This window comes from Pseudomonas sp. S3_B11 (assembly GCF_054667715.1).
The window spans coordinates 788,094-804,816 of sequence record NZ_CP162749.1 but is presented as its reverse complement, the minus strand read 5'-3'; the positions used below and the strand labels follow the sequence as shown (position 1 = coordinate 804,816).

17 protein-coding genes are annotated in these 16,723 nt (G+C 62.6%); 11 read left to right on the top strand and 6 right to left on the bottom strand.

Annotated features, from left to right (window positions below; translation table 11 throughout):
• Positions 1-213: 213 nt before the first annotated feature.
• From purM to AB4O22_RS03705, 4 genes are all read left to right on the top strand, one after another.
• On the top strand, positions 214-1,272 hold the full coding sequence (gene purM / locus AB4O22_RS03720) for a phosphoribosylformylglycinamidine cyclo-ligase (RefSeq protein WP_003204658.1): 1,059 nt from the start codon (positions 214-216) through the stop codon (positions 1,270-1,272).
• A complete protein-coding gene (purN, locus tag AB4O22_RS03715; RefSeq protein WP_003204660.1) occupies positions 1,272-1,922 on the top strand; it encodes a phosphoribosylglycinamide formyltransferase in 651 nt (216 codons plus the stop codon). The genes purM and purN overlap by 1 nt, the downstream gene beginning before the upstream one ends.
• Positions 1,923-1,930: 8 nt before the next feature.
• Positions 1,931-2,644 (top strand): DUF3108 domain-containing protein, encoded by a 714-nt coding sequence (locus AB4O22_RS03710; RefSeq protein WP_223471855.1) that lies wholly within the window; start codon positions 1,931-1,933, stop codon positions 2,642-2,644.
• Positions 2,645-2,933: 289 nt separating this feature from the next.
• Positions 2,934-3,128, top strand: a complete 195-nt coding sequence (locus AB4O22_RS03705; RefSeq protein WP_223471856.1) for a hypothetical protein — start codon at positions 2,934-2,936, stop codon at positions 3,126-3,128.
• Between the two features lie 140 nt (positions 3,129-3,268).
• Here AB4O22_RS03705 and AB4O22_RS03700 read toward each other — a convergent pair whose 3' ends face one another.
• From AB4O22_RS03700 to cysM, 5 genes are all read right to left on the bottom strand, one after another.
• Positions 3,269-3,808 carry a DUF2058 domain-containing protein gene (locus AB4O22_RS03700; RefSeq protein WP_003204668.1) on the bottom strand — a complete coding sequence of 180 codons (540 nt, stop codon included), beginning with the start codon at positions 3,806-3,808 and terminating at the stop codon, positions 3,269-3,271.
• 26 nt (positions 3,809-3,834) lie between these two features.
• Positions 3,835-4,668 carry a nucleoside triphosphate pyrophosphohydrolase gene (gene mazG, locus AB4O22_RS03695; RefSeq protein ID WP_460095875.1) on the bottom strand — a complete coding sequence of 278 codons (834 nt, stop codon included), beginning with the start codon at positions 4,666-4,668 and terminating at the stop codon, positions 3,835-3,837.
• A gap of 127 nt (positions 4,669-4,795) precedes the next feature.
• Positions 4,796-7,042 (bottom strand): GTP diphosphokinase, encoded by a 2,247-nt coding sequence (relA, locus tag AB4O22_RS03690; protein WP_003204671.1) that lies wholly within the window; start codon positions 7,040-7,042, stop codon positions 4,796-4,798.
• 100 nt (positions 7,043-7,142) lie between these two features.
• Positions 7,143-8,513 carry a 23S rRNA (uracil(1939)-C(5))-methyltransferase RlmD gene (gene rlmD, locus AB4O22_RS03685; protein WP_223471859.1) on the bottom strand — a complete coding sequence of 457 codons (1,371 nt, stop codon included), beginning with the start codon at positions 8,511-8,513 and terminating at the stop codon, positions 7,143-7,145.
• The gene (gene cysM / locus AB4O22_RS03680) at positions 8,513-9,415 is read right to left on the bottom strand and encodes a cysteine synthase CysM (protein ID WP_003204682.1); all 903 of its coding nucleotides are present in this window, start codon (positions 9,413-9,415) and stop codon (positions 8,513-8,515) included. Before cysM ends, rlmD begins: the two co-directional genes overlap by 1 nt.
• Before the next feature lie 275 nt (positions 9,416-9,690).
• Here cysM and AB4O22_RS03675 point away from each other — a divergent pair, with 275 nt between their 5' ends.
• The 4 genes from AB4O22_RS03675 (at position 9,691) to AB4O22_RS03660 (ending at position 14,554) form a co-directional block, all read left to right on the top strand.
• Positions 9,691-12,441: a response regulator gene (locus AB4O22_RS03675; protein WP_027911886.1), complete on the top strand. Its 2,751-nt coding sequence runs from the start codon at positions 9,691-9,693 to the stop codon at positions 12,439-12,441.
• 89 nt (positions 12,442-12,530) lie between these two features.
• Positions 12,531-13,520, top strand: coding sequence for a 2-hydroxyacid dehydrogenase (locus AB4O22_RS03670; RefSeq protein ID WP_460095874.1), 990 nt, complete (start codon positions 12,531-12,533; stop codon positions 13,518-13,520).
• 195 nt (positions 13,521-13,715) lie between these two features.
• Positions 13,716-14,150, top strand: coding sequence for a hypothetical protein (locus AB4O22_RS03665; protein WP_003204688.1), 435 nt, complete (start codon positions 13,716-13,718; stop codon positions 14,148-14,150).
• A complete protein-coding gene (locus AB4O22_RS03660; protein ID WP_027911884.1) occupies positions 14,150-14,554 on the top strand; it encodes an META domain-containing protein in 405 nt (134 codons plus the stop codon). The genes AB4O22_RS03665 and AB4O22_RS03660 overlap by 1 nt, the downstream gene beginning before the upstream one ends.
• A 124-nt stretch (positions 14,555-14,678) precedes the next feature.
• Here AB4O22_RS03660 and AB4O22_RS03655 read toward each other — a convergent pair whose 3' ends face one another.
• The gene (locus tag AB4O22_RS03655; RefSeq protein WP_460095873.1) at positions 14,679-15,146 is read right to left on the bottom strand and encodes a TlpA disulfide reductase family protein; all 468 of its coding nucleotides are present in this window, start codon (positions 15,144-15,146) and stop codon (positions 14,679-14,681) included.
• 114 nt (positions 15,147-15,260) lie between these two features.
• Here AB4O22_RS03655 and arsC point away from each other — a divergent pair, with 114 nt between their 5' ends.
• The 3 genes from arsC to AB4O22_RS03640 are packed head-to-tail and all read left to right on the top strand — an operon-like array spanning position 15,261 to position 16,634.
• Positions 15,261-15,614, top strand: a complete 354-nt coding sequence (gene arsC, locus AB4O22_RS03650) for an arsenate reductase (glutaredoxin) (RefSeq protein ID WP_027911883.1) — start codon at positions 15,261-15,263, stop codon at positions 15,612-15,614.
• The gene (wrbA, locus tag AB4O22_RS03645; protein ID WP_003204695.1) at positions 15,611-16,216 is read left to right on the top strand and encodes an NAD(P)H:quinone oxidoreductase; all 606 of its coding nucleotides are present in this window, start codon (positions 15,611-15,613) and stop codon (positions 16,214-16,216) included. The genes arsC and wrbA overlap by 4 nt, the downstream gene beginning before the upstream one ends.
• Positions 16,209-16,634, top strand: a complete 426-nt coding sequence (locus tag AB4O22_RS03640; RefSeq protein ID WP_223471860.1) for a DUF2069 domain-containing protein — start codon at positions 16,209-16,211, stop codon at positions 16,632-16,634. The genes wrbA and AB4O22_RS03640 overlap by 8 nt, the downstream gene beginning before the upstream one ends.
• The last annotated feature ends 89 nt before the right edge of the window (positions 16,635-16,723 follow it).

Below are 16,723 nucleotides of genomic sequence, written 5' to 3'. Positions count from 1 at the left end.
CGCTACGCAGTACCAATATAAGAAATATCGGTTTTTTTCCGTGGATATGTCCCTGCCCGTCGGCGCGAGGATGGCCGCTGCCCCTCAAGCCTGATAAAATCGCGCGCCTTCGCAGACCGGCAATGGCTGGGCTCCCGGAATAATTCGTACAACGGTTATTCAATGGCCCCGGCGTCGGTCGTTACCCAGAAATCCCCCCTAAAGGCCTGGATCATGAGCAAGCAACCCTCCCTGAGCTACAAGGACGCCGGTGTAGACATCGACGCCGGTGAAGCATTGGTCGAACGCATCAAGAGCGTCGCCAAGCGCACTGCGCGTCCGGAGGTCATGGGCGGCCTGGGCGGTTTCGGCGCCCTCTGCGAGATCCCGGCCGGCTACAAGCAACCGGTCCTGGTCTCGGGCACCGACGGCGTCGGCACCAAGCTGCGCCTGGCCCTGAACCTGAACAAGCATGACAGCATCGGCATCGACCTGGTGGCCATGTGCGTGAACGACCTGGTGGTCTGCGGTGCCGAGCCGCTGTTCTTCCTCGACTACTACGCCACCGGCAAGCTCAACGTTGACACCGCCGCCCAGGTCGTGACCGGCATCGGCGCGGGCTGTGAGCTGTCCGGCTGCTCCCTGGTCGGCGGCGAAACCGCTGAAATGCCCGGCATGTACGAAGGCGAAGACTACGACCTGGCCGGCTTCTGCGTCGGCGTCGTGGAAAAGGCCGAGATCATCGACGGCTCGAAAGTCGCCGCTGGCGATGCCCTGCTCGCCCTGCCGTCCTCCGGCCCGCACTCCAATGGCTACTCGCTGATCCGCAAGATCATCGAAGTCTCGGGTGCCGACATCGAAAACACCCAGCTCGACGGCAAGCCACTGGCCGACCTGCTGATGGCCCCGACCCGCATCTATGTCAAGCCGCTGCTCAAGCTGATCAAGGACACCGGCGCCGTCAAGGCCATGGCCCACATCACCGGTGGTGGCCTGCTGGACAACATCCCGCGCGTGCTGCCAAAAGGTGCCCAGGCCGTGGTCGACGTGGCGAGCTGGACCCGCCCGGCGGTGTTCGACTGGCTGCAAGAGAAAGGCAATGTCGATGAGACCGAAATGCACCGCGTGCTGAACTGCGGCGTGGGCATGGTCATCTGCGTGGCCCAGGAACACGTCGAGACCGCCCTGAATGTATTGCGTGAAGCCGGCGAGCAGCCTTGGGTCATCGGCCAGATCGCTACCGCGGCCGAAGGCGCTGCACAGGTCGAGCTGAAAAACCTTAAGGCGCACTGATGTCCGCAACCTGTGACGTGGTGGTGCTGCTGTCCGGCACCGGCAGTAACTTGCAGGCCTTGATCGACAGCACGCGGACCGGCGACAGCCCGGTCCGTATCCGCGCGGTGATTTCCAACCGCGCCGATGCCTACGGCCTGCAACGCGCCAAGGACGCGGGTATCGACACCCGCGTCCTGGATCACAAGGCGTTCGAGGGCCGCGAAGCCTTCGACGCCGCGCTGATCGAACAGATCGACACCTTCAATCCGCAACTGGTGGTCCTCGCTGGCTTCATGCGCATCCTCAGCGCTGGCTTCGTGCGTCACTACCAGGGCCGCCTGTTCAATATCCACCCCTCGCTGCTGCCCAAATACAAAGGGTTACACACTCACCAGCGCGCGCTGGAGGCCGGAGACACGGAGCACGGCTGCTCTGTGCACTTTGTCACCGAGGAACTCGATGGCGGACCACTGGTCGTACAGGCAGTAATACCGGTAGAGTTGCACGACACGCCGCAAAGCCTGGCGCAACGGGTTCACGCCCGCGAGCACCAGATCTACCCGATGGCCGTGCGTTGGTTTGCCGAAGGAAGGCTGACCCTCGACGATCGCGGAGCCTCACTGGACGGCCAGTTGCTCGCCGCCAGCGGCCATTTGATTCGATACTAGGAGATTTTATGCGTCGCGCCCTGCTCTTCGCTTGCGCTCTGCTTGCCCTGCCCCTGGCACAGGCTTCGGAACTACAACCGTTCTCCGCCAGCTACACCGCCGACTGGAAACAGTTGCCCATGAGCGGCACCGCCGAGCGCAGCCTGACCAAGGAAGCCAACGGCACCTGGAAGCTGAGCTTCAAGGCTTCGATGATGATCGCCAGCCTGACCGAAGAAAGCACCCTGACCCTGGACAAGGACACGCTGCTGCCACAGTCCTACCACTTCGAACGTGGTGGCTTGGGCAAGGCCAAGAAGGCCGACCTGGACTTCGACTGGAACACCAAGATGGTCACCGGCACCGATCGCGGCGACGCGGTCAAGCTGCCGCTCAACCGTGGCATGGTCGATAAATCCACCTATCAACTGGCCCTGCAGCACGACGTGGCGGCCGGCAAGAAAAGCATGAGCTATCAGGTCGTCGATGATGGCGAGGTCGATACCTATGACTTCCGCGTGCTGGGTTCGGAAAAGGTCGACACCAAGGCCGGCCAGATCGAGGCGATCAAGGTCGAGCGTGTGCGCGACCCGACACAAAGCAAGCGCATCACCGTGCTCTGGTTCGCCAAGGACTGGGATTACCTGCTTGTACGCCTGCAACAGGTCGAGACCGACGGCAAGGAGTACAACATCATGCTCCTGGACGGCACGGTCAACGGCAAGGCTGTGAAAGGCAGCTGATCGACGCCGACAACAAGAAGCCCCGCCGATGCGGGGCTTTTTTATTGCCCGGATTTCATGACCACCCACAGGGGTTGCGCTTTCACTCAGGTTTGCCGCTGCAACATGAAAATTTCTTCATGAAAAACCACCTGCGACCGAATGCCGCGCACTGCCTGGCCTGCAGGACTGATGCGCTTTCCATGAAAACTTTTTAACGCGCCGAAGCATTTACTTAGCACGCTACCAAAATCTATAACAAAGTCCTGCACACGCCTTGCTGCAGATAACAGAGATTGGAGCTTGCAAGATGACTGTGAAAGTAACTGAACGCGACGACGCCCACATGTCCCACGAAGGGATTGCCGCCGGTATCCGGATCTGGGATGTGCATCAACAGGATCTGCTGGTGGGAATGTTCCACTCCGAAACGGACGCTCACAGCTACAAGGCCGAGCTGGAGCGTGAGGAATGGCTGCACTCGCGGGAAATGGCAGAATCCTGAACGACAGAAACACTTTATGGGAGCGAGCTTGCTCGCGATGACGTCGTGTCAGTCAATGTTACTGCCACTGATATACCGCCATCGCGAGCAAGCTCGCTCCCACAGGTTTTGTGTTTCAACTCAATGGCATTGCGCTCGGCTTACCACATCAAATCATCAGGAATCTGATACGCCGCGTACGGATCATCGGCATCCACTTCTTCGGTCTGGGTGTTGAGCTGGACGATGCGCTGGGGGTCGCGCTCCTGGATCTTCAGGGCCGCCTCGCGCGGGATCACTTCGTAACCGCCGGCATGGTGGACAATCGCCAGCGAGCCACTGCTCAGCTTGTTGCGCATCAGAGTGTTGACCGAGATGCGCTTGACCTTCTTGTCGTCGACGAAGTTGTAATAGTCCTCAGTAGTCAGCTTCGGCAGGCGCGAGACTTCGATCAATTGCTTGATCTGCGCGGCCCGAGCCTTCTGCTCGACCTTTTCCTGCTGCTGACGGTTGAGTTCCTGGTCGCGCTTGACCTTCTCGGCCATGGCCTCCTGGGCGGCGCGCTGCTGGGAGTCATCCAGTTCGATCTGGCCTTTATGGGCCAGGCGTTGCTGCTTCTGTTTCTCTTTGCCGACCTGCTTGGCCTGCTTTTGGTTGACCAGCCCTGCTTTGAGCAACTGGTCGCGAAGGGAAAGGCTCATGGTGCTTACTCACTTAGGCAACGGCCTCAGCCACAGCTGGGCAAATTCTTTTCCTGACGTTTGGCTTCGCCCCACAAGGCGTCCAACTCTTCGAGGGTGCAATCTTCCATGGGACGGTGGGTGTCGCGCAATGCCTGTTCGATAAATCGGAACCGCCGCTCGAACTTTCCGTTGGCGTCGCGCAGCGCGGTTTCCGGGTCCACTTTCAAGTGACGAGCCAGGTTCACCACACTGAACAGCAGATCGCCGATCTCATCGCTGATGGCCACCTGATCGTTGTCGGCCATGGCTTCGAGCACTTCGTCCAGTTCCTCCCGCACCTTGTCGAGCACCGGCAACGGGCCCGGCCAGTCGAAACCGACCTGAGCGGCACGCTTTTGCAGCTTCGCCGAACGGGACAACGCCGGCAGCGCTCCCGGCACATCGTCGAGCAATGACAACTGCTCGGGTGCCGAGGCTTTCTCGGCCCGTTCCTCTGCCTTGATTTCCTCCCAGCGCCGCTTGACCTGTTCTTCGCTCAGGCGCGGGATATCCACGGGCGCATATAGGTCACCGGTAGGAAACACATGGGGATGGCGGCGGATCAGCTTGCGGGTGATGCTGTCGATCACACCGGCAAATTCGAAGCGGTTTTCTTCCCGGGCCAGTTGGCTGTAATACACCACCTGGAACAACAGGTCGCCCAACTCGCCCTGCAAGTGATCGAAATCGCCGCGCTCGATGGCATCGGCCACCTCGTAGGCTTCTTCCAGGGTATGAGGGACGATGCTCGCGTAGGTTTGCTGGATGTCCCACGGGCAGCCGTACTGCGGGTCCCGCAGGCGGTTCATCAGGTGGAGCAGGTCTTCAAGGCTGTACATTAAATCCGTCTCATCACACAAAACCCTGTGGGAGCGAGCTTGCTCGCGATTGCGGCTTTTGAGTCACTACATCCTTGACTGCAAGGCCCTCATCGCGAGCAAGCTCGCTCCCACATCAATCACGGGATCACCCTGGCGTCCGGTTGCGCCGGGTCTCGATGATGTTCGGCAACTGGGAAATCCGCCCCAGCAACCGCCCCAGCGCATCCAGCCCCGGAATCTCGATGGTCAGGGACATCAGCGCGGTGTTGTCTTCCTTGTTCGAACGGGTGTTGACCGCCAACACGTTGATCCGCTCGTTCAGCAACACCTGAGACACGTCACGCAACAGACCTGATCGGTCGTAGGCGCGGATGACGATGTCCACCGGATAGGTGAGCACCGGCACCGGGCCCCAACTGACCTGGATGATCCGCTCCGGCTCGCGACCGGCCAGTTGCAGCACCGAGGCACAGTCCTGGCGGTGAATGCTCACGCCACGGCCCTGGGTGATGTAGCCGACGATCGCATCCCCCGGCAGTGGCTGGCAGCAGCCCGCCATCTGGGTCATCAGGTTGCCCACGCCCTGGATCTGGATATCGCCGCGCTTGCCCGGCTTGTAGCCGGTAGCCTTGCGCGGAATCAGCTCCAGTTGCTCGTTGCCCCTCTCCGGCTCCACCAGTTGCTGGGCCAGGTTGACCAACTGCGCCAGGCGCAGATCGCCGGCACCGAGGGCGGCGAACATGTCCTCGGCGGTTTTCATGTTGGCTTTTTCGGCCAGCTTGTCGAAATCCACCTGAGGCAGGCCCAGGCGACCGAGTTCACGCTCGAGCAGGGTCTTGCCGGCGGCGACGTTCTGGTCGCGAGCCTGCAACTTGAACCAGTGGACGATTTTCGCCCGCGCCCGCGAGGTGGTGATGTAGCCCAGGTTCGGGTTCAGCCAGTCGCGGCTCGGCGTACCGTGCTTGCTGGTGATGATCTCGACCTGCTCACCGGTCTGCAGGCTGTAGTTGAGCGGTACGATCCGCCCGTTGATCTTGGCGCCACGGCAGTTGTGGCCGATCTCGGTGTGGACCCGGTAGGCGAAGTCCAGCGGCGTCGCGCCCTTGGGCAGGTCGATGGCGTGGCCGTCGGGGGTGAAGATATAGACCCGGTCCGGCTCGATATCGACCCGCAGCTGTTCGGCCAGGCCACCAATGTCACCCAGCTCCTCATGCCACTCGAGCACCTGACGCAGCCAGGAGATTTTCTCTTCATAGTGATTGGATCCGGACTTGACGTCGGTGCCCTTGTATTTCCAGTGGGCGCAGACGCCCAGCTCGGCCTCCTCGTGCATGGCATGGGTGCGGATCTGCACTTCCAGCACCTTACCCTCGGGGCCGATCACTGCAGTGTGCAGCGAGCGATAGCCGTTTTCCTTGGGATTGGCGATGTAGTCGTCGAACTCCTTCGGAATGTGCCGCCACAAGGTATGGACGATCCCCAGCGCGGTGTAGCAGTCGCGCATTTCCGGGACTAGGACGCGAACGGCGCGAACGTCGTAGATCTGGCTGAATTCCAGGCCTTTGCGCTGCATTTTTCGCCAGATCGAGTAGATGTGCTTGGCCCGGCCACTGATGTCTGCTACCACGCCGGTGGCCTGCAGTTCTTCTCGCAACTGGGTCATCACATCGGTGATGAAGCGCTCGCGATCCAGGCGCCGCTCATGCAGCAGCTTGGCGATCTGCTTGTACTGATCGGGCTCCAGGTAGCGGAAGGACAGATCCTCCAGCTCCCACTTGATGTGACCGATGCCGAGACGGTGGGCCAGGGGTGCATAGATGTCGAACACCTCCCGGGCGACGCGATTGCGTTTTTCGTCATCGGCTGACTTCACGGCGCGGATCGCACAGGTGCGTTCGGCCAGCTTGATCAGCGCGACACGCACGTCGTCGACCATCGCCACCAACATCTTGCGCAGGTTTTCCACCTGGCCCTGGGTGCCCAGCACCATGGACTGGCGCGGGCTGAGGCTGGCACTGATGGCCGCCATGCGCAGCACGCCGTCGATCAGCTTGGCCACCACCGTGCCGAAGCGCTGGCTGACCACCGGTAGCTGGATCTGCCCTTCGCGCACGCCGCGGTACAGCACCGCCGCCACCAGCGAATCCTGGTCGAGCTTGAGGTCCGCGAGAATTTCGGCGATCTCCAGGCCCGTCTGGAAACTCGAGGTGCCTTCGGACCACAGGTTCTTCGCCGCGTTGTGTTGCTGCTCCGCCTCGCGAGCGAACTCGCAGGCGGCCTTCAAGGCTTCGCGATCCAGAGCCATGTCGACGCTGACCGCATGATCGAGCCAAGCCTCGAGATTGATACTGCCGTCGGTGTTGATCGGCTGGTGTGCTCTCACCTGTACCATCTTTACTTACCTTCCCTACGACGCAGATTCAATGCGTCAACTTCGCTGACCTTCATGCCCGTGTTTGCGCCCAGGGCTGTGGCGGGTTGGCACGAACGGGTCAGTCGGACAAGCCATCCTGGCTCGCTTCAAATAACGCCATGGCCTCGACATGCGCCGTTTGAGGAAACATATCGAGAATCCCGGCACGTTTTAACCGGTAGCCCTGCTTGATCAGTTCGACCGTATCCCGGGCCAAAGTTGCCGGGTTGCACGAAACATAAACCAACCGTTTGGCACCCAGGGACGACAGCTTGCGCACCACCTCGAAAGCACCGTCACGGGGTGGGTCCAAGAGTACCGCAGAAAAGCCCTCGCCGATCCATTCGGCATCAGCCAGAGGCTGGGATAAATCGGCCTGAAAAAAGGCAGTGTTATTCAAATTGTTGCTGACGGCATTGGCCGCCGCACGCTCCACCATGGTCTGCACGCCTTCGACGGCCACCACCTGGCGCACGCTTTTGGCCAGCGGCAAGGCAAAGTTGCCCAGGCCGCAGAACAGATCCAGCACCCGCTCCTCGGCTTGCGGTGCCAGCCATTGCAGGGCCTGGGCGATCATCGCCTCGTTGACCCCGGCGTTCACCTGGATGAAATCCCCCGGCCGGTAGGCCAGCTCGAGGTCCCAGGCATCCAGGCGGAACCCCAGGGCCTGCCCAGGCTCCACCGGTCGCGGCTCACCTTCACCGTGCAGCCACAACTGGGCTTCATGGAACGCACAGAAGTCCTTGAGGATCGTCAGGTCGGCCTCCGACAGCGGCGCCATGTGGCGCAGCAATACCGCGAGGGACGAACCGGCGAACAACTCCACATGCCCCAGCGCCTGGGGTTTGCTCAAGCGACGCAGCATTTCCGGCAGACGGCTCATGATCGGCTGCAAGGGCTGTACCAGCACCGGGCAATCACCGATGGCAACGATGTCCTGGCTGCCGACGGCACGGAAACCGACTTCGAGTTTTTTCGCTTTCTGGTCCCAGCGCACCGCCACCCGGGCGCGACGTCGATAACCGAACTCCGGCCCGCTCAACGGCGCTGCCCACTCTTGCGGCTCAACCCCGGCCACCCGCGACAATTGCTCGGCGAGCATGCGCTGTTTCAGGGCGAGTTGTTCGTCATGGGGCAAATGTTGGACGCTGCAACCGCCACAGCGACCGGCATGGATGCACGGCGCCGCACGACGCAGTTCACTGGGCAGGAACACACGCTCGGTACGTGCCTCGACCACTTTGCCATGGGCACCGAGCACCCGCGCCTCGACTTCTTCGCCGGCCAGGGCACCGATGACAAACCAGGTGCGCCCGTCAACAAAGGCAATGCCCCGGCCATCGTTGGCCAGGCGTTCGATGGTCAAGCGCTGCTTTTTACCGGTGGGCACTTGCGGGGCCCGGCTTCCGCCGCTGGGTTGGAAGCGCAAGCCTCTTTCTTGCTTGGCCATCAGTTGGGCGCGTCGAAAATGCCGGTCGACAGGTAACGGTCGCCACGGTCGCAGATGATCGCGACGATCACCGCATTTTCAACTTCCTTGGACAGACGCAGCATCCCCGCCACGGCACCGCCCGAAGATACGCCGCAGAAGATGCCTTCTTCGCGAGCCAGGCGACGGGTCACGTCCTCGGCTTCGCTCTGGGCCATGTCGATGATGCGGTCCACGCGCTCGGCCTGGTAGATCTTTGGCAGATACTCCTCGGGCCAGCGACGAATGCCTGGAATGGCCGAACCTTCCATCGGTTGCAGGCCGATGATCTGCACGTTCGGGTTCTGTTCTTTGAGGTAGCGCGAGGTGCCCATGATGGTGCCGGTGGTGCCCATCGAGCTGACGAAATGGGTGATGGTGCCGTCGGTCTGGCGCCAGATCTCAGGGCCGGTGGTGGTGTAGTGGGCCTCGGGATTGTCGCCGTTGGCGAACTGGTCCAGCACCTTGCCACGACCCTCGGCCTGCATGCGCTCGGCCAGGTCCCGGGCACCCTCCATGCCCTCCTCCTGAGTCACCAGGATCAACTCGGCACCGTAGGCCGTCATCGCCGCCTTGCGCTCGGCGCTGGAGTTGTCGGGCATGATCAGGATCATCTTGTAGCCCTTGATCGCCGCTGCCATCGCCAGGGCAATACCGGTGTTGCCGGAGGTCGCCTCGATCAGCGTGTCGCCGGGCTGGATCTGCCCGCGCAATTCGCCACGGGTGATCATTGACAGCGCCGGCCGGTCCTTGACCGAACCCGCCGGGTTATTCCCTTCGAGCTTGAGCAAAAGCGTATTGGTGGTCACGCCGGGCAAGCGTTGCAAACGGACCAGCGGAGTGTTGCCGACGCAATCGGCGATGGTTGGGTACTGCAGAGTCATGGCGTATTCGCAATCCGGACTGCGGGGGCGCCTATCATACCGGCAAACCTGGCCAGGCCATATCACGCAAAGTAAGGGGGTTATGGCTTATGGGAATAAGCGAGGCGAAAGCCGAGCACGCGCTTAGCTTTCCCTCGATGGCTATCCCATGGACCGCGCGCCCATCGCCTTGTGAATTTTACGAAGATCGCCCGCCCGCAAATCGCTACACTGCGCAGGTAATGCGTGCCGGATGCGCGCACCGCTCAATCAGACGCTGGATGCAGGAGACAAGTGTGCTCAAGAAACTGGGAATCAAAGGCCGCGTGCTGTTGCTGACCCTGTTGCCGACCAGCCTGATGGCGCTGGTCCTGGGCGGCTATTTCACCTGGATGCAGCAATCGGACCTGCACGCCCAGTTGTTGCAACGTGGCGAGATGATCGCCGAACAACTTGCGCCGCTGGTCGCCCCAGCCATGAGCCGCCAGGACACCGATCTGCTGGAGCGCATCGCCACCCAGTCCCTCGAACAGGCGGACGTGCGCGCCGTAACCTTCCTCGCCCCCGACCGCATACCACTGGCCCACGCCGGCCCGACCATGCTCAACCGGGCGCCGGAAGGCAACAGCACGCAGCTACTGCAACGCACTGGCAACGACGCCACGCGCTACCTGCTGCCGGTATTCGGCAAGCACCGCAACCTGGCGGGCGAACTGATCCCCGAAGAAGCCGACCGCCTGCTGGGCTGGGTCGAGTTGGAGTTGTCCCACAGCGGCATGTTGCTGCGTGGCTATCGCAGCCTGTTCGCCAGCCTGCTGCTGATCGCCGCCGGCCTGTGCCTGACCGGGTTGCTGGCCCTGCGCATGGGCCGCACGATCAACCGTCCACTGAGCCAGATCAAGCAGGCCGTGGCGCAACTCAAGGACGGTCACCTGGAAACCCGCCTGCCGCCGCTGGGCAGCCAGGAGCTGGACGAACTGGCCTCGGGCATCAACCGCATGGCCAGTACCTTGCAGAACGCCCAGGAAGAATTGCAGCACAGCATCGACCAGGCCACCGAAGACGTGCGCCAGAACCTGGAAACCATCGAGATCCAGAACATCGAGCTGGACCTGGCCCGCAAGGAAGCCCTGGAAGCGAGCCGGATCAAATCCGAGTTCCTGGCGAACATGAGCCATGAAATACGCACACCGCTCAACGGCATCCTCGGTTTTACCCACCTGTTGCAGAAAAGCGAACTGACCCCGCGCCAGCTCGACTACCTGGGCACCATCGAGAAATCCGCCGACAGCCTGCTGGGGATCATCAACGAGATCCTCGACTTTTCGAAGATCGAGGCCGGCAAGTTGGTGCTCGACAGCATTCCGTTCAACCTGCGCGACCTGCTGCAAGACACCCTGACCATCCTCGCCCCCGCCGCCCATGCCAAGCAGTTGGAACTGGTGAGCCTGGTCTACCGGGACACGCCGCTGTCGCTGGTGGGCGATCCGCTGCGCCTCAAGCAGATCCTCACCAACCTGGTGAGCAACGCCATCAAGTTCACCCGCGAAGGCACCATCGTCGCCCGGGCCATGCTCGAAGACGAGCACGAAGACAGCGTGCAATTGCGCATCAGCATCCAGGACACCGGCATCGGCCTGTCCAACCAGGATGTGCGAGCGCTGTTCCAGGCATTCAGCCAGGCTGACAACTCACTGTCGCGGCAACCAGGGGGCACCGGGTTGGGCCTGGTGATTTCCAAGCGCCTGGTGGAACAGATGGGTGGCGAGATCGGCGTCGACAGCACACCGGGCGAAGGTTCGGAGTTCTGGATCAGCCTGCGTCTGCCCAAGACCCGCGACGATGCCGAGGACCTGCCCGGCCCGCCGTTGCTGGGCCGGCGCGTGGCGGTGCTGGAGAATCACGAACTGGCCCGCCAGGCCTTGCAGCACCAGCTCGAAGACTGCGGCCTGCAAGTGACGCCGTTCAACACCCTGGAAAGCCTGACCAACGGCATCACCGTCGCCCACCAGACCGATCAGGCGATCGACCTGGCCGTGCTGGGCATCACCAGCAACGACATGCCGCCGGAGCGCCTCAACCAACACATCTGGGATCTTGAGCACCTGGGCTGCAAAGTACTCGTGCTGTGCCCCACCACCGAACAGACCCTGTACCACCTCTCGGTGCCCAACCCTCACAGCCAGCTCCAGGCCAAGCCGGCCTGCACCCGCAAGTTGCGCCGCGCGCTTTCCGACCTGGTCAACCCGCGCCCGACCCGCAGCGAACCCCACGAGCCGGTTTCCAGCCGCGCCCCGAAAGTGCTGTGCGTGGACGACAACCCGGCCAACCTGCTGCTGGTGCAAACCCTGCTCGAAGACATGGGCGCCAAGGTGCTGGCCGTGGAAAGCGGCTATGCGGCGGTCAAGGCCGTGCAGAAGGAAACCTTCGACCTGGTCTTGATGGACGTGCAGATGCCCGGCATGGACGGTCGCCAGAGCACCGAGGCGATCCGCCTGTGGGAAAGCGAGCGGCACTGCACGCCGCTGCCGATCGTCGCCCTCACCGCCCACGCCATGGCCAACGAAAAGCGTGCCCTGCTGCAAAGCGGCATGGACGACTACCTGACCAAACCCATCAGCGAGCGGCAACTGGCCCAGGTGGTGCTCAAATGGACTGGCCTGGCCCTGCGCAACCAGTCACCGGAGCGCAGCGGCGATGCCCAGGGCGGCAGCGAACTGCTGGTGCTCGATCACGAAGAAGGCCTGCGCCTGGCCGCCGGCAAGGCTGACCTGGCGGCGGACATGCTGGCGATGCTGCTGGCGTCCCTGGAAGCCGACCGCGAAGCGATCCGCCAGGCCAGCGAGGCCAACGATCACAACGCACTGATCGAACGCGTCCACCGCCTGCACGGCGCCACCCGCTACTGCGGCGTACCGCAATTGCGGGCGGCCTGCCAGCGCAGCGAAACCCTGCTCAAGCAACAGGATCCCAAGGCCACCGCCGCCCTGGAAGAGTTGGAGCGGGCCATCAACCGCCTGGCCAGCGAGGCCCGTATCAGCGCCTGATCCAGGGCAAGATCCAGGGAACCGGAATCGCTGAAAATCCACGTTCCGACAGCTCCTACGGGCTTGTTTTTTTCTGCCAGGAGGCCGCCATGCGCGTGATTTTTTTCAGCAGCCAGACCTACGACCGCGACAGTTTCACCAAGGCCCCGACGCCCGCAGGTCTTCAATTGCAATTCCAGCCCGCCCGTCTGAACCTCGACACCGTGGCCCTGGCCGAACGGCATGAAGTGGTGTGCGCCTTCATCAACGATGACCTCAGCGCCCCGGTGCTGGAGCGGCTGGCCGAAGGAGGCACGCGGCTGATAGCCCTGCGCTCGGCCGGCTACAACCACGTCGACCTGCTCGCCGCCCAACGCCTGGGCTTGAGCATCGTCCGGGTGCCGGCCTACTCGCCCCATGCCGTGGCCGAACATGCCGTGGCATTGATCATGGCCCTCAATCGCTGCCTGCACCGCGCCTACAACCGTACCCGGGACGGCAATTTCAGCCTGCATGGGCTGACCGGGTTCGATCTGGTGGGCAAGACCGTCGGGGTGATCGGCACCGGGCAGATCGGCGCGACGTTCGCGCGGATCATGGCCGGCTTCGGCTGCCAGTTGCTGGCCTATGACCCCTACCCCAACCCGCAGGTCGAAGCTTTGGGCGCCCGCTACCTGCCCTTGGCCGAGCTGCTCGCGCAGGCGCAGATCATCAGCCTGCATTGCCCGCTCAATAAACAAAGCCGACACCTGATCAACGCCCGATCGCTTGCTGCGATGCAACGCGGCGCCATGCTGATCAATACCGGGCGCGGCGGCCTGGTGGACACACCGGCCTTGATCGAGGCGTTGAAAAGCGGCCAGTTGGGCTACCTGGGCCTGGATGTGTACGAGGAAGAAGCCCAGCTGTTTTTCAAGGACCGCTCCGACCTGCCCTTGCAGGACGACGTGCTGGCCCGGCTGTTGACCTTCCCCAACGTGATCGTCACCGCACACCAGGCGTTCCTGACCCATGAAGCCTTGGCGGCGATTGCCATGACCACCCTGGACAACATCGCCGCCTGGGCCGCCGGCACGCCGCAAAACCTGATAGACAGCTAAACCTTGAGCCGGCACAAACCCTGTGGGAGCGAGCTTGCTCGCGATAGCGGTGTGTCAGTCAACATCGATACTGACTGGTCCGCCGCCTTCGCGAGCAAGCTCGCTCCCACAGGGTGGAGTTTCGTCGGTCAGATCCCTTATGGAGCATCCAAAGCCATGCCCCGTGCTAGCATGTCGCGCCTATTTGGAGGACCCATGGCCGAACACGATTTCCGCTACACCCTGATGAACCCTCAGCACACCTTGACCGAAGTCCGCGCGCTGGCGCCGGGCCGCTACCAGGTCACCGGCAATGGCGGTTCGATCCAGGCCAATGATGTGTTGCTCGTCACGCTCAAGGGCAGCAAGGACTTGTCCATGCGCCTGACCGTGGACACCGTGCGGCACCTGCTCAAGCCCATGGGCCAATGGACGGCCATGACCACCGGCCCGGTGTTCGGCGAACTGGCGATCCACACCTGGCAGGTCAACTGCGACAGCTGCGCCAAGGAACTGAGCTTCGAATTCGCCGTGGATGCCAAGCTCGGCGTCAAGGCCGAAAAACCGGCCGCCACCGCGCGAATCGCCGAACTGGGCTGGACCACCGTGGGTGAAAAACACCTGTGCCCGAAATGCCAGGAAGCCGCCTGATGAAACGTTTGGCCCTGTCCGCGTTGATCGGCATGAGCCTGATGGGCTGTGCCGCTGAACCTGTGCAGCTGCAACATAACCGCAGCTACATCCTGGAGTGGATCGGTGAACGGCCATTGATGGACTACAGCCACCTGACCATCACCCTTGGGGATGACGGTCGCGCCTATGGCAACGGCGGCTGCAACCACTGGTTCGCGCCCTACACCCTGGAAGGTCACCGCTTGAGCTTCGGCAAGATCGGCAGCACACGCAAACTCTGCGCCCCGGCGGTGATGGAGCAAGAAACGCGCTTCTTGCAGGCCCTGGAAAAGGTCGAGCGCTGGGACATCTCGCCCATCGAGCAAATGCGCTTCTGGCCGGCCCAGGGCAAGCCGCTGCGTTGGTGGCTGGAAGAGGGCTGAGCTCCGGCCCCACTTGATCGTTCCCATGCTCCGCGTGGGAACGCCTCTGGGGACGCTCCGCGTTCCGCTTTTGGGACGCAGAGCGTCCCGGGCTGCATTCCCACGCGGAGCGTGGGAATGATCATCACTTGAGCGCTTGCAACGCCTCAAGCTTGGCCATCACCCCCGCCGCCGTCTGCTCCCCCAGCAACTGCTCGCGCACCTTGCCCTTGTTATCGATGATGTACGTCACCGGTAGCCCTTCGCTGCGAGGAAGGTCGAAGATCTCGGCCGGATCCCGGGCCAGCACCGTGAAGCGAATCCCCATCTTGTCGCTGGCACTCTTGAGCTCTTCGCCCTGCATCTGGTCGAAGTTGACCCCGAACACACCGACATTGCGGCCCTTGAGCTGTTCGGCCAAGGCATTGAATTCCGGGATTTCGGTACGGCACGGCGCACACCATTCGGCCCAGTAGTTGAGCACCACCCACTGTTTGTCCAACCGCTGCGAGGCAATGGCCTGGCCGTTCTGGTCCACGCCGTAGTCGTTCCCGCAGCCGGCGAGCAACAAAATGCCGATGAATGTCAGTGCCGCCGTCAATCGCCTTGCCATGTGCCAATCCTTGTCTGAATGTGAACGCTGCTGCGACCCGTCGCCTCTCTCAGGTGCTAGGGGCTTCGCGGCACAGTAGAATAGCCGCCACCTTACGCAAGATGCGACCCACTCATGACCGATCTGACGCTTTATCACAACCCGCGCTGCTCGAAATCCCGCGGTGCGCTGGAACTGTTGGAGGCCCGTGGCCTGACGCCCACCGTGGTCCGTTACCTGGAAACCCCGCTCGACGCCACGCACCTGGAACGCCTGCTGGGCAAGCTCGGCATCACCGCCCGGCAATTGCTGCGCACCGGCGAGGACGAATACAAAGACTTGAACCTGGCCGACGAAAGCCTGAGCCAGGCCCAGTTGATCGCGGCCATCGCCGCCCACCCGAAACTCATGGAACGGCCGATTCTGGAAGCCGGGGAAAAGGCCGTGATCGGCCGTCCGCCGGAGAAGATCCTGGAGATCCTGCCGTGACCACGCCGTACATCCTGGTGTTGTATTACAGCCGCAGCGGCTCCACCAACGAAATGGCCCGGCAGATCGCCCGTGGTGTCGAGCAGGCCGGGCTGGAAGCCAGGTTGCGTACAGTGCCGGCCATTTCCGCCGAGTGCGAAGCGGTTTCGCCGGACATCCCTGAGCAAGGCCCGCTCTACGCCAGCCTTGATGACCTGAAGAACTGCGCTGGCCTGGCCTTGGGCAGCCCGACCCGTTTCGGCAACATGGCCGCGCCGCTCAAGTACTTTCTCGACGGCACCAGCAACCTGTGGCTGACCGGCGCCCTGGTGGGCAAACCGGCCGGGGTGTTCACCTCCACCGCGAGCCTGCACGGCGGCCAGGAAACCACCCTGCTGTCGATGATGCTGCCGCTGCTGCACCACGGCATGCTGATCACCGGCCTGCCCTACAGCGAATCGGCCCTGATCGACACCCAGGGCGGTGGCACGCCCTACGGCCCGAGCCATCACGCCGGGGCCGACGGCAAAAGCGGCTTGAACGAACATGAGGTCGCCCTGTGCCGCGCCTTGGGTTTGCGCCTGGCGAAAACCGCCCTGTTGCTGGAGAACGGCCGTGGCTAAGAAGCCGAAGATCCTGCCTTCGATCCAATGGCTGGAACCGCGCGTACGCATCGCCCGCATCCTCAGCCTGCTGTGCTTTTTCGGCCTGGTGGGGTTGCTCAGCGCCTATTACCTGCTGATCGCCGACCTGCACGGCGCGCGCCCCTGGGTCATTCTGCTGATCGAACTGGTGCCGCTGCTGATACTCGCCCCCGGCATGCTCACCGGCAGCGCCCGTGGACACTCGTGGATGTGCTTTGTAGTGAACCTGTATTTCATCAAGGGTGCGCTGGCGGCCTACGACCCCAACCGACAGTTGTTCGGCGTGCTGGAAATGGCGGCGAGCGTGGCGGTGTTCTGCTCGGCGTTGTTGTATGTGCGGTGGCGGTTCCAGTTGAACCGGCGGTTGGCGGGCGAAGGCGAGCCTTCCGTCGCCTGATAGGCCGCTATCGCGAGCAAGCTCGCTCCCACAGGGGGTTTGTGAACGCCAAAGATCCAGTGTGGGAGCGAGCTTGCTCGCGATGGGCG

Bases quoted from the DNA above. Each gene is read 5' to 3' on its own strand.
- AB4O22_RS03665 (WP_003204688.1), top strand. From the start codon at position 13,716: ATGGCCGAACACGATTTCCGCTACACCCTGATGAACCCTCAGCACACC.
- rlmD (WP_223471859.1), bottom strand. From the start codon at position 8,513: ATGGCCAAGCAAGAAAGAGGCTTGCGCTTCCAACCCAGCGGCGGAAGC.
- purM (WP_003204658.1), top strand. From the start codon at position 214: ATGAGCAAGCAACCCTCCCTGAGCTACAAGGACGCCGGTGTAGACATC.
- relA (WP_003204671.1), bottom strand. From the start codon at position 7,042: ATGGTACAGGTGAGAGCACACCAGCCGATCAACACCGACGGCAGTATC.
- AB4O22_RS03700 (WP_003204668.1), bottom strand. From the start codon at position 3,808: ATGAGCCTTTCCCTTCGCGACCAGTTGCTCAAAGCAGGGCTGGTCAAC.
- cysM (WP_003204682.1), bottom strand. From the start codon at position 9,415: ATGACTCTGCAGTACCCAACCATCGCCGATTGCGTCGGCAACACTCCG.
- AB4O22_RS03655 (WP_460095873.1), bottom strand. From the start codon at position 15,146: ATGGCAAGGCGATTGACGGCGGCACTGACATTCATCGGCATTTTGTTG.
- AB4O22_RS03705 (WP_223471856.1), top strand. From the start codon at position 2,934: ATGACTGTGAAAGTAACTGAACGCGACGACGCCCACATGTCCCACGAA.
- AB4O22_RS03660 (WP_027911884.1), top strand. From the start codon at position 14,150: ATGAAACGTTTGGCCCTGTCCGCGTTGATCGGCATGAGCCTGATGGGC.
- AB4O22_RS03710 (WP_223471855.1), top strand. From the start codon at position 1,931: ATGCGTCGCGCCCTGCTCTTCGCTTGCGCTCTGCTTGCCCTGCCCCTG.
- purN (WP_003204660.1), top strand. From the start codon at position 1,272: ATGTCCGCAACCTGTGACGTGGTGGTGCTGCTGTCCGGCACCGGCAGT.
- AB4O22_RS03670 (WP_460095874.1), top strand. From the start codon at position 12,531: ATGCGCGTGATTTTTTTCAGCAGCCAGACCTACGACCGCGACAGTTTC.
- mazG (WP_460095875.1), bottom strand. From the start codon at position 4,668: ATGTACAGCCTTGAAGACCTGCTCCACCTGATGAACCGCCTGCGGGAC.
- arsC (WP_027911883.1), top strand. From the start codon at position 15,261: ATGACCGATCTGACGCTTTATCACAACCCGCGCTGCTCGAAATCCCGC.